Below are 12,305 nucleotides of genomic sequence, written 5' to 3' on the forward strand. Positions count from 1 at the left end.
AATGAGAATCTACACTAAATCTAGCTTTCTAGAAAGCATTTTGAATACCAGATCACAAGATATGCATTGACTTGCAATAATTCGACGCGTCACTTCTCATTTTCGATTAAGTTATTCATCCACTTCTTGCTTTTGACCCTGCGTAATGATCCAAACCACTTCACCACTTCCTCGGTCAGAAATAGTACGTAAATCCACTGAGGTTCCCAACCTAACCACAATGCCGCAATTGCAGCAAATGGAATCCCTATTAGCCACTGTGCAACCAAATCTTGATATAAGCAGAATTTTACATCGCCACCTGCACGTAGAATACCGTTTATCGCCATCATTGGAATTGAACGGATCACGATGCCGACACAAAGAATCATGATGAACATTTCAGAAAGAGCTCGAGTTTCCTCTGTAAGAGCACTAAATGCATTTAGTACTGGGGTATGAACGAGGTACAACGCAATAGAGACAAAGATACTCACCACAAAATTGACCATCAATAGCGCAATAGCCTGATAGTAAACTGGCTCATACTCCTTCGCACCTAATTGATTACCCACTAGCACAGCGGCTGAGCTAGACATACCTATCATTAATGCCAGTGAAATAGACTCAACAGGCGTCATAACTGACAACGCGGCTAACCCTTGAACGCCTGACTGCCCCATGATGGCATGATAAACAAATAGACCACCGGCCCACGCCAGAAAATTAAATGTGGTAGGTAATGATAGCTTTAAGAAACGACTGATTTTGTACCAATCAATGATCGCTCTAATATCATTCACTCCAAATGCCAGCAGGTGCTTTTTAAAATACAAATAACCATAGAGAGTTAATACTTCAATAGCGCCACTCACAACAGTTGCGATTGCTGCTCCTTTAATTCCCATTTCGGGAAACCCTAAGTGACCAAAGATCAGCACCCAATTTAAAAAGATATTTGACGCTATACCAATACCACTGAAGAACGTACTGACGCCCGGCTTATGCATTGCCCTTAAGCCAACAGACATACTGACCACGCAGGCCACGGCAAACATACTCACCGATGCGATTCTTAAATATTCACTGCCCAATTGATTGATTAGCTGAGAATCTGTCGTCAATGCCATAATTTGACTGGGAAACAGAATAAAGAGAGCAGCGGTAAGTGCGGCTACAAAACAAGACACTATCCATGTGAGTGCGGTACTTTCAGTCACACCCTTTTTATCCCCTGCCCCCCAATATTGAGCCGTTAACAGTGCTCCGCCCGTCGTGACACCGACCAGCATTATTGTTGTGACAAACGTTGCCCTAGCCGCAACACCGACAGCCGCTATTTCTGCCTCGCCTAACTGCCCTAACATAAGCACATCGACTAGGCCTCGACTCGAAAACATAATGCTTTGTAATGTGATCGGTAAAGCTATCGCTAGCATCTGACGGAAGAAACCATCTTTAGTATGGAAACGTATTTGAGATATTAGCGACAAAATAGTCACCTCAGAATATAGAATGAACGAAAGATCAGTCGGTTATAGTATACAGTTATTGAAATTAGTCGACGACAGCTGATGAGAATCGTGCAAAATTAGGAGTAAGCTAACAGAGTTATGAAAGGGAATTTATAAAGTATGAAAAAAGTATTGGTGCTTGGTGCGTCTGGTTACGTCGGTTCACAATTACTGCCTATACTGATCAATCAAGGTTACAGCGTAACTGCAGCAACTCGACATCTCGATTATTTAAAAGCTCGAGTCTCCCCCCACCCTAATCTTGATTTCTCTTTTCTTGACCTGAGCGATTTGGAAGCCACCAAACGTTTAATCCCACAATTTGATCTTATTTACTTTCTTGTTCACGGTATGGCTGTTGGGCATGACTTTATCGACTATGAGCTTTCATTAGCTGAAAACTTCAAGAACGCACTATTAGAAAGTAAAGCAACACAGGTTATATTTTTAAGTGCCCTACAACCTCAAGTTGGCCATTCAGACCATCTCGATGCTCGTCGACAAACAGGTGAAATACTCAGGCAAGGCCAAGTCCCAATAACCGAGCTTCGAGCAGGAGTCATCATCGGCCCTGGCTCGGCCGCTTTCGAAATAATGCGAGACTTCGTTTACAACCTTCCTATCATGATCGCTCCAAAATGGGTCGACTCAAAAGCAAACCCGATCGCATTGGAAAACCTCAATCATTACTTAATCGAACTGGCTAAAGAAGAGCCTAGTGAACATCGGCTTTTCTCCGCAGGTGGTCCCGATATACTGACTTATCGTGAGCAATTCAAAATCATTTGCCAGATAGCCGGTAAGCCATTTCGCCTATGGTCTACATCTTTACTCACCCCTAACCTTGCGTCTCATTGGCTTGGTTTGGTCACGTCGGTCCCTAGTAATATTGGTCGTGCCCTGTTGGGAGGACTTGCCCACGATTATGTGTCTGATTCAAACGAGGCGCATCAATATTATCCGCAGACTTTAATTTCTTATGAACAAGCGGTCAAAACAGCCATTGAAGAAGAAGGTACATTCGTTCGAAGCAATGTCTGGGGGTTTGAGCCAGAAGCTCTGAATCGTTGGCAACCGGGTTACGGCTATTATCCTAAACAGGCTGGAGCCAGTATAAGAACATCGTTAACGTCTGAACAGTTATGGGAAGTCGCTAAACAAATTGGCAGTCGTAAAGAGGGTTACTTCTTTGCCAACATATTATGGCGTACTCGCGAATGGCTTGATTTGTTTTTTGGTGGCGGCATACCAAAGCGCAGAGAGCCTGAAGGACCGGAGCTCAAAGTTGGTGATTTCATTGATTCCTGGAAGGTTATTCGTTGTGAACGCAATCAATTTTTGTCACTTTTCTTTGGCATGAAAGGACCAGGGTTAGGACGGTTAGAGGTTTCTATTTCTGACTTGGGTGATGAACGAGAATTGACAGTCACCGCATGGTGGCACCCACAAGGGTTTTTAGGGTTGTTGTATTGGTTTGCTATGATGCCTGCACATCTGTTTATTTTTAACGGAATGGTTAAGGCAATAGTAAGAAAAGCCAAAGAGATTAACTAAAGCATAGAGCTGAAATGAAAACACTGAACTGATACACGTTTAGCCAAAGCCAAACGGTAACCGCCCAGTGCTCTATCTAACTTAAGTAAACAACTAAAGTTTAGACCTATTAATCTGTTTTCAAATTCAGCGGTATTTCAGCCAAGTGAATACCTTGATTGTTTGGGTAGATGACATACTCACCATGGTATTTAACCACCGATTTGTAGTCTGTTACTTTATGAGCCATAAACCCTGAAGCTGCAGCCTTTTCAATAAATTCAGCATGATTGCCACGCACAAACCAGTGCATTGGTTTAGTCAATAACTCGCCATCAAAACAATCGTCACACTGATCCGCACACAAAGCCAGAGAACTATGCCCATCAGTGAAAATTTGAATCTTACCACCGCCAATAAGTGGCTCAGACGTTGAAACATCCCAGTTATTTGCAATCATCAAATCTAAGAATTTTTCAATATCACTGTCTTTGATTTCTGCTCCTTGGTCATTATCTTTAAAGAACTGAGCGTAAAATACAGAAATACGCTTAAAGATGAATGGTAGCCCAGCACTGTCACCTTTAGAACGCCCTGACTTCTGCCAACGGATCAAGTCGGGAACAACGCAACGTTCGAAGCGGTGACTCTTTAATGACTTAGTTACCCAATGTACTAAGAAGTGGTTATTAGCAATCGGTGCATCTGCCAGTTTACCCGTTGCATGTTCAGCATGCAGTTCTGCCAATGCAGAGTTAACCAGTTTTTGAATTTCACTTGTATAATTTGACACTATGCCTTTCTTCCTAATGTCCAATAGAATGCTATCGACAGCACAGAACAGGCCGTCATAACTAATATCATCGGCCAAACTACATCACTTGGCATTGCAGCTACTACCGCGCCAATAATTGAGCCTGTGCCAAACCTTAATGTGCCCGCTAATGAAGACGCGGTGCCCGCCATATTGGGATAACCACTTAACAATAGTCCCATCGAGTTACTGCCAATTGTCGAAATAGTACCTATAAACATAACAACAAAAGGCACAATTCCCCACAAGCCTAGATCAAGCATCCAACCAACTAATAAACCGATACCGGCAATGAGTTGTATTGATAGCCCAAATCGCATCATTGTGTGAGAGCCTAATTTTTTAACCAATCGGCTATTAATCGCTGTCATGATGATCATAGCGACAATATTCAAACCAAATAGATAACCAAACTGGTCTGGACGCACACCATAGATATCAATATAGACAAACGCGCCAGCGGTTAAAAATGCGAACATACCCGCGAACGAGAATGCACCAGCTAAGATTAGCCCCATAGCTGTTGGGTTACGAAACAGCCCCATATAATTACGAAGTGTTGTTCCTAACCGTAAAGGGTGACGTTTTTCGACCGGTAATGTCTCAGGGATCTTCCATATCGTCAGTGCGATGACAATAATCGCAAATCCGGCCAATACCCAAAATATTGAGCGCCAGCCAAACCAAATGGCCAAGTAGCCGCCAATCATCGGAGCAAGCAGAGGCGCAATCGTCATGACTAACGTGACAAACGACATAGCGCGAGAGAAGTCCTCTCGGTCAAACATATCTCGTACAACGGCTTGAATAACAACCGCAGCCGCAGCACCAGCAAAACCTTGAGCACATCGAACATAAGTCAATGCATCAATGCCTGTTGTTGTTGCACTTACTACGCTCGCTATTGCAAAGAAGAATACACCTACAAGCAATACTGGGCGGCGTCCAAAGCTGTCAGCAAATGGCCCATGAAAAAGTTGCCCAATCGCAAATCCAGCTAAGTAAGCCGTTAATGTAAATTGGACTTCGCCAGCTCTAACCCCTAAGTCTTCCGCAATAGCAGGCATCGCTGGTAAGTACATGTCTATAGCGAGTGGGGTTAACGCCCCTATAGCGCCCAGCACAGCAAAAAGTAAGAAGCTTATTTGCTGAGGACTTGCAGATGAAGATATCGTGTTTTGTGTCATTGATTATCTAGTTTTTTTGCGGATTATGTGGTCGCTCTATAACTAGATAAGGCGACCATAATCTGGATTGTTATTGAATGAACAATAGTAACGCTTCAGCCTACGAAGGCGAGTTCCAGTTTGGAAATAAAGTAATTCCCAAAGAAGGGATTATTTCCAAATAGAATTGACTTCTTCTTCCGTTAAATAGCGGTACTCACCAAGTTCCAGTGATTCGTCCATCTCGATTTCACCAATCTTTTCGCGGTGAAGAGCTTCAACTTTGTTACCAAGTGCTGCAAACATACGTTTTACTTGATGGTATTTGCCTTCATGAATCGTCAATAATACTTCTTTTTCAGCTCTTACATCTAAATGAGCAGGTAATGTTAAACCGTCTTCACTTTTCAGCTGAATGCCTTCTTTGAACTTCTCGACGTAATCATCTTCAACAGGTTCAACCAACCAAACTCGATAAGTTTTTTGGCATTTATGCTTTGGCGAAGTAATTCGGTGAGACCATTTGCCGTCATCAGTGATTAATACCAAACCTGTCGTATCAACATCTAGGCGACCAGCAAAATGGAGCTGGTCCATTTTTATTTCATCAATCAGTTCAAATGCCGTTGGGTTTGTTCCATCTTCATGTGAACAAACAAAGCCTTCTGGCTTATAAAGCATAATGTAACGAGGTCCAGATAGCTTAAGCTGATTGCCCTGCCATTCAACCACTGACTCTTCGGTCACGTGTGACGCAGCTCTTTTTTCCATAGCACCATCAACGTTCACTTTTTTTGATCGTAGAATCTGATGTGCTTCTTTTCTTGTTACACCTAGCGAATCGCATAAAAACTTATCTAAACGCATGATTACCTCGTACTGTGATGAAGTTCAAAATTATATATCATCTATAGGTTCGTTAATACAAATTAGGCACTAATAAAAGGATTCTTTATAGATAAAATGAATAGTGCTGATAAGAGTTGGTAACAACTGGCTTTATACACACTTAGTAACTGATGTTTATAAATCCTTACTCATTGTAGAGTAAGCTGATAACATGCGTTATCCCACTCCTAGTTCTTTGCCTCTATGTACACTCTTCGCCCCTACCAAGCTGACTCAGTAAAAGCTGTAATCCACTATTTTCGAAAGCATTCCACGCCTTCAGTTATCGTTCTCCCTACCGGAGCAGGAAAAAGCTTAGTGATTGCAGATCTTGCACGCTTAGCGAAAGGACGAGTATTGGTACTTGCCCATGTCAAAGAGCTCGTTGAACAAAACCATGAAAAATATGAAGGGTATGGTGAAAAAGGAGCAATTTTTGCCGCAGGACTAGGGCGTAAAGAAACCGATCAACAGGTCGTATTCGCTTCGGTTCAATCCGTTGTACGCAACCTCGATGAATTTAAAGATCAATTTTCACTATTGGTCATTGATGAATGCCACCGGGTTCCCGATGACAAAAACAGTAGTTACCAAAAAGTGATCAGCCATTTAAGAGAGTTAAACTCAGGCATAAAAGTGCTTGGGCTTACTGCAACACCTTATCGCCTTGGTATGGGATGGATTTATCAATATCACACCCGAGGGCAAGTACGAAGTGAAGACCCTCGTTTCTTCAGAGATTGTATTTTTGAACTTCCTATCCATTACTTGTTAGATGAGAATTTTTTAACGCCAGCTAGAATGATGGACGCCCCTGTACTTTCTTATGATTTCTCTCAATTGAAGCCTGCGAGCACTGGGCGATACAAAGAAGCAGAGCTTGATATGGTCATTGATCAGGCTAAACGAGCAACCCCTCAAATCGTTCAGCAGATCCTTCAATACTCCTCTGATAAGAAAGGCGTGATGGTTTTCGCTGCAACAGTTCGTCATGCGCAAGAGATCCTACAACTGCTTCCACCCACTGAATCAGCCATTGTGATTGGCGATACGCCAACCGTTGAGAGAGATGAGATCATTCAACGTTTTAAGCAGCAAGAGATTAAGTTCTTGGTTAACGTCTCTGTACTAACTACTGGATTTGACGCCCCTCACGTTGATCTTATCGCGATTTTAAGACCAACCGAATCTGTCAGCCTCTACCAACAGATCATTGGTCGAGGCTTACGCCTTTCACCTGGAAAAGAAGAGTGCTTGATTCTCGATTATGCGGGGAACAACTACGACCTTTATCAACCAGAAGTCGGTGACCCAAAGCCTGATTCGAACAGTGAAATTGTTACTATTCCCTGCCCTGCCTGTGGTTTTAATAACAACTTTTGGGGTAAGTTAGATAGCAACGGCTTCTTGTTAGAGCACTTTGGCCGACGATGCCAAGGGTTCTTTACCGATGAAGATACAGGCGAACGCGAACATTGCGGTTATCGTTTCCGTGCCAAATATTGTAATGAGTGCGGCGCTGATAATGATATTGCGGCGCGCATTTGCCACGAGTGCGATGCAACGTTGGTTGATCCCGACAAAAAACTGAAAGAAGCGCTGAACTTAAAAGATGCTCTGGTTTTTGAATGCTTAGAGATGAACTTAGCGGTACACAAAGATCAAACCGGTAAATCCCAACTAAAGGTTACTTACCTTGGCGAGAACCAAGCACAAGTGCATGAATTCTGGCCACTTGTAAGTAAGAAACAGAAACAAAGATTTAAAGAGCAATTCGTTCGGCCCCATTTAGCTGATCGACATCGACCTTTTGAAGAAGCATCTCCAACCAAAGTTGTTTCCAACCAACATCGCTTTCGCCCTCCTCAATTTGTTATTGCACGTAAATCGGGCCGATTCTGGAAGATGAGGGACAAAATTTTCGAAGATGAATTACAAAATCGATGATGAAATCGTAAATCGCAAAGTGGTTCACTTTCTATTCATCACTGTTTTTTATACTAGGTTCAGTTACTCTACACATTGTTTGGGGTAAGCCGTTATTCAACTAAGGTTTCCATATGCTTACAAAATCTATCAAAGCCTTAATATTCACACTGGCTTTCACTGTACTCCCAGTAGCTGCGGAGGTTACTGAGCCCGTACCATCAGGTCATGAACTCGTTCTAGATGCCTACAAAGAAGGGACTCGGGTTGAACTTGATGAAGACCAAGATGAAGTATACGAAGCGGTTCAACAAGGGTTGATTCAACCATTTTCTGAGCTTTATGCCACTGTAGACAAGCAACTTCATGGTCGAGTGATCCGAGTCGAGTTGGAAGAAGACGACGACGAATGGATTTATGAACTCAAACTGGTTCACGAACAGAATGTGATTAAAGTTGAGTACAACGCAACAACGCTTGAGATGATAGAAATCAAAGGCCGCAACTTACATGACGTTATAAAAAAATAGCGCATAAATAATAAAGAGAATTCAGCATGAAAATATTAGTCGTAGAGGATGACCCTCGCCTAGGTGAACAAATTATTCAAACACTAGAATCTGCTGGTTGGGTTCCTGAACTCTCACAAGATGGAATTGACGCTCTTTATCGAGCCACCTCAGAAGAGTGGGACGCGATTGTTTTAGACTTAGGGCTTCCAAAGCTCGATGGTTTAACTGTCCTAAAGGGTATTCGCGATGAAAACATCAACACTCCAGTTGTTATCTTAAGTGCTCGCGACACCCTTACCCAACGTGTTGAAGGCTTAAATGCTGGCGCTGATGATTATTTAACTAAGCCTTTCGAAATGGTTGAACTTATTGCTCGCATCCGTGCACAGTTACGCCGAGCGTCAGGTAATGCTGCACCAGTCATGCAAATTGGTGATCTAAGCTTGGATACTCGAACTTCCAAAGTGTTATGGCAAGGGCAAGTCATTAGCCTAACTGCCCTTGAATATAAAGTTGTGGCTTATTTCATGCACAATCCAGAGAAAGTTATTTCACGAACAGAGTTAGTCGAACACATTTACAAACAGGATTTCGATCGAGACTCGAATACTGTCGAAGTATTCATCGGCCGTATACGTAAAAAAATCGCACCAAAGGTAATCAAGACTGTACGTGGACTAGGGTATCAATTGAATGCCGACTAGGTTTCCAGCAATTAAGCGAATAAGTCTTAAAAGCCGCCTACTCATTGCTGCGTCACTTTGGCTCACGGCAATGATTTTAGCGGCAGGCGTTGGCATACCCAAGCTAGTGCATGATTATCTAATTAGTGATGTTAAAAGTCAGCTTGGGTTGGCTATGGATGAGATCACAGCGCACGTAGAGGCTGATGCTGATGATCGTTTATCGCTACCTACGCGCCTTTCAGATCCTAGATTCAGTCAGCCCTATAGTGGCTTGTATTGGGTTATTGCTAGCGAAGAGCAATCTCTACGCTCTCGTTCACTTTGGGACAAAAACATTCAGAGCCTGTCATTACCTATTCGAACTAAGTTACTGGGGGCTAAAGGCGAAAAGCTTATATATATCACGCAAACTATTTATCTGCCGGGTGTTTCGAGCCCTGTTCATATACTAGTTGGCGTAGATGAAGCGCCGCTAAAAGCCACCCTGAGCCATTTAACCGGTCAGCTATGGTTAATTCTTGGACTACTATTTAGTGGCATACTCATCCTTATTGGCTTACAAGTCGGTTGGTCACTTCGTCCACTGGGTAAAATGCAGCGCGAACTCGCCGCTTTACGTGCTGGTAAACAGAACCAGCTAGCTGAAGAGTACCCAAAAGAAGTCTACCCACTTGTTTCTGATCTCAACGCACTTTTGTTCCACTATCAAGAGCTATTAGAGCGCGCAAGAAATCATGGCGGCAACTTATCTCACGCTCTTAAAACGCCTCTTTCTGTACTTAAAAATGAAATTTCAACCTTACCGTCAGATGAACAGGCTAAACTCCTACCAGCTATTGAACAGATCCAGAGCCATATTGATTACCATTTAGGCAGAGCTCGTATGGCAGGTGCTGCAAATATCCTTTCAGTAAAAGCTAACCCCAGCGAACGAATCGATGAAATATCAATGGCCTTCGATAAAGTCTACGCTTCTCGAGAGTTAATACTCATTAATGAAATCGATTTGGATATCGAAGTCGCCGCAGACTCTACCGACCTAGATGAAATGCTCGGTAATCTACTGGAAAACGCTTATAAGTGGGCCCATTCAACGATTCGAGTGCATTGCACTGTCACCCCATCAAAAATCATTCATATTCACGTAGAAGATGATGGTCCGGGCATCCCCGAAGAGAAGCACCTGCAAGCCAAAAAACGTGGTGTTCGCTTGGATGAAACAACGCCAGGTACAGGGTTAGGTCTTAACATTGTAAGTGAAATGGCTCACAGCTATCGAGGCCAATTACTTCTTGGAACAAGTACTATGGGTGGCTTAAAAGCGACGTTAACTCTCAATATTTCTCAGCAATAAATATTGTCTTGAAGCATTATTGAACGTAATCGTGTGAAAAACCTAAAAATCATTCTATTTACTTTGTAAGCTATTGCTCGGCTTGTATAGGAATGTTAGTATCCGCGCTCGTTTTGATAGTAACTTTGGTCACTGTCGAACGTAAGGCATCTCACAAGGTCGCATTGTGGATGTGATATTTAATGTTTACTAATTTGAGAGTAAAACTATGAAATTTGAAGCAGTAGTACGTACTGAACTAGGTAAGGGTGCGAGCCGCCGCCTACGTCACACAGGTAATTTCCCAGCAGTTGTTTACGGTGGCGAAGCAGCTCCAGTAGCAATCGCTCTAGCTCATAACGAAGTTATGAACCAAATGGATAAGCCAGAATTCTACGAAGGCATCACTCTTGTGATCGACGGCGCAGAAGTTAAGGTTAAGCCACAAGACGTTCAACGTCACGCGTTCAAGCCTAAAGTTGAGCACATGGACTTCATCCGCGTTTAATTCCCTACCAAGGAATTAGTCGGATAGAATCCAACCTGCTGCATAGAAAAGATAATCGATCTTACCAATCGAAAATCTAAAAATTCGAAAGCCCAATGCTACCAACATTGGGCTTTCACCGTTTTTAGCGGTCGGATATTTTCCATTCATAACACTCTTCAATGTATTTCAGTTATTCTCTTCTTACGACAACCGTTCCACCAACAAAGTCATGGAGCGCTCTTTTTTTATCCGTGACAAGTAAGCTGAGGCCATTTAAAACCGACCAAATAACCATTACCATCATTGTGGGACCGTACCACCCTATTTCACTAGATTGATATAACGCATTTCTCTCTTCCCATGTTAATAGTTCATAAGCTTCGGGCGAGACCGTTAAAAGCGCATAAATAGTAGCAAGGGCTACTAAGATGCTAAATAGAGTATCTATCAAAACTCTCTTCCCAGCTTCTCTATACGAAATAGGTAATTCATCGTAGTCATTGACCACACGAATTTTCACTATTCTCTTACCAATCGTCGCACCATATTTTCCATGGAAATAAAATCGATATAGCGAATACATAAGACCATAAGGAAGGGCTAAATAAAGAGCGTAGTAGTAAGAAGTATCGTTAGCATATTCAAATAGAAACATGAATGGCAGCAGTACTATGCCATCAACCATAGAGGCAATGAGTCTTTTTCCAAATCCCACGTATTTCATTAATTTACCTTTAAGTATTTATTTTATTTAGGGAACTCATCGCGACCCCAAATACGACAAATTTGCTTTTCTTACTACTTCTCTAATTGGAATCATTCGAATTTCAGTGATAATAATGCCAATATAACCGGCTAAAACAGCAGGGATACCACAGACAAGATAAGCAATCGATAACGAACCGAGTATTTTGTTTGGGTCAAGAAAGTAGCGCGTAATTTCAAGAACTAGCATCGCTATTAGGAGTGAATAACTGAACAGCTGCCACCCTTCCCCTGCTGAAACCTCAATACTATTGGTGTATAAACTTTTCCGAATAACCACTCTATTAGTCAAAGTACCTAGCTTCACTGTTAATAAAGTATCTGAACCTGAGACTTCATATCCCCTCGACGCTAACTCATCAATGATCATTTCCATCGGCTATGCCTTTCACCTCAATTTTTATACGAGTCACGTGAGCCACTAATTAATACGTCTTAAGGATTACCAACCACTTATTACAATGATTGCAATATAGCTCTGTTTTTGGCTCGTTATTCATCAGTTCCCTTGTTGTTTTTGTTGTTCTTGGAAATCCTAGCTAAGGATGCTCAATCAATAAGATTCACATACTTAGAGAGTGCAAATGCACAGAATGCATTTCAAGACCAGTTTGGCACTTATGCGAGCGTATATGCATACATTGAACGAGGCACAACATCAGAATCGACAAATAAAATTAAAAGTTACCTGACAGATAA

The 12,305-nt window shown here is 42.3% G+C and carries 13 protein-coding genes; 6 read left to right on the top strand and 7 right to left on the bottom strand.

Translation table 11 applies throughout. From position 1 onward, the window contains the following. Positions 1-89: 89 nt before the first annotated feature. Positions 90-1,472 carry an MATE family efflux transporter gene (locus L4D20_RS13690; protein ID WP_428802161.1) on the bottom strand — a complete coding sequence of 461 codons (1,383 nt, stop codon included), beginning with the start codon at positions 1,470-1,472 and terminating at the stop codon, positions 90-92. A gap of 141 nt (positions 1,473-1,613) precedes the next feature. Here L4D20_RS13690 and L4D20_RS13695 point away from each other — a divergent pair, with 141 nt between their 5' ends. Continuing rightward, complete coding sequence (locus L4D20_RS13695) at positions 1,614-3,047, top strand: DUF2867 domain-containing protein (RefSeq protein ID WP_428802162.1); 1,434 nt, start codon at positions 1,614-1,616, stop codon at positions 3,045-3,047. A gap of 109 nt (positions 3,048-3,156) precedes the next feature. Here L4D20_RS13695 and L4D20_RS13700 read toward each other — a convergent pair whose 3' ends face one another. From L4D20_RS13700 to rsuA, 3 genes are all read right to left on the bottom strand, one after another. Further along, complete coding sequence (locus L4D20_RS13700; protein WP_428802163.1) at positions 3,157-3,819, bottom strand: DUF2913 family protein; 663 nt, start codon at positions 3,817-3,819, stop codon at positions 3,157-3,159. Then, positions 3,819-5,027 (bottom strand): Bcr/CflA family multidrug efflux MFS transporter, encoded by a 1,209-nt coding sequence (locus L4D20_RS13705; RefSeq protein ID WP_428802164.1) that lies wholly within the window; start codon positions 5,025-5,027, stop codon positions 3,819-3,821. The genes L4D20_RS13700 and L4D20_RS13705 overlap by 1 nt, the downstream gene beginning before the upstream one ends. A 150-nt stretch (positions 5,028-5,177) precedes the next feature. Continuing rightward, positions 5,178-5,873 carry a 16S rRNA pseudouridine(516) synthase RsuA gene (rsuA, locus tag L4D20_RS13710; RefSeq protein WP_428802165.1) on the bottom strand — a complete coding sequence of 232 codons (696 nt, stop codon included), beginning with the start codon at positions 5,871-5,873 and terminating at the stop codon, positions 5,178-5,180. Between the two features lie 225 nt (positions 5,874-6,098). Between rsuA and radD the strand changes: the two genes are divergently transcribed. From radD to rplY, 5 genes are all read left to right on the top strand, one after another. Then, positions 6,099-7,841 carry a DNA repair helicase RadD gene (gene radD, locus L4D20_RS13715; RefSeq protein WP_428802166.1) on the top strand — a complete coding sequence of 581 codons (1,743 nt, stop codon included), beginning with the start codon at positions 6,099-6,101 and terminating at the stop codon, positions 7,839-7,841. Positions 7,842-7,954: 113 nt separating this feature from the next. Then, complete coding sequence (locus L4D20_RS13720) at positions 7,955-8,350, top strand: PepSY domain-containing protein (RefSeq protein WP_428802167.1); 396 nt, start codon at positions 7,955-7,957, stop codon at positions 8,348-8,350. Positions 8,351-8,376: 26 nt separating this feature from the next. Next, positions 8,377-9,036, top strand: a complete 660-nt coding sequence (locus L4D20_RS13725; protein WP_428802168.1) for a response regulator transcription factor — start codon at positions 8,377-8,379, stop codon at positions 9,034-9,036. Continuing rightward, positions 9,026-10,372, top strand: a complete 1,347-nt coding sequence (locus L4D20_RS13730) for an ATP-binding protein (RefSeq protein ID WP_428802169.1) — start codon at positions 9,026-9,028, stop codon at positions 10,370-10,372. The genes L4D20_RS13725 and L4D20_RS13730 overlap by 11 nt, the downstream gene beginning before the upstream one ends. A 208-nt stretch (positions 10,373-10,580) precedes the next feature. Further along, positions 10,581-10,859, top strand: coding sequence for a 50S ribosomal protein L25 (rplY, locus tag L4D20_RS13735; RefSeq protein WP_428802170.1), 279 nt, complete (start codon positions 10,581-10,583; stop codon positions 10,857-10,859). A gap of 15 nt (positions 10,860-10,874) precedes the next feature. On the opposite strand, the gene L4D20_RS13740 is transcribed toward rplY, so the two are convergent. From L4D20_RS13740 to L4D20_RS13750, 3 genes are read right to left on the bottom strand one after another with little or no spacing between them, the layout of a single operon-like run. Beyond that, positions 10,875-11,009: a hypothetical protein gene (locus L4D20_RS13740; protein WP_428802171.1), complete on the bottom strand. Its 135-nt coding sequence runs from the start codon at positions 11,007-11,009 to the stop codon at positions 10,875-10,877. A gap of 22 nt (positions 11,010-11,031) precedes the next feature. After that, complete coding sequence (locus L4D20_RS13745; RefSeq protein ID WP_428802172.1) at positions 11,032-11,565, bottom strand: RDD family protein; 534 nt, start codon at positions 11,563-11,565, stop codon at positions 11,032-11,034. A 36-nt stretch (positions 11,566-11,601) separates the two neighbouring features. Beyond that, positions 11,602-11,982 carry a hypothetical protein gene (locus tag L4D20_RS13750; RefSeq protein WP_428802173.1) on the bottom strand — a complete coding sequence of 127 codons (381 nt, stop codon included), beginning with the start codon at positions 11,980-11,982 and terminating at the stop codon, positions 11,602-11,604. Positions 11,983-12,305 lie beyond the last annotated feature (323 nt).

The sequence above is a fragment of the Vibrio kyushuensis genome, assembly GCF_050337325.1.
Taxonomy (GTDB): domain Bacteria; phylum Pseudomonadota; class Gammaproteobacteria; order Enterobacterales; family Vibrionaceae; genus Vibrio; species Vibrio kyushuensis.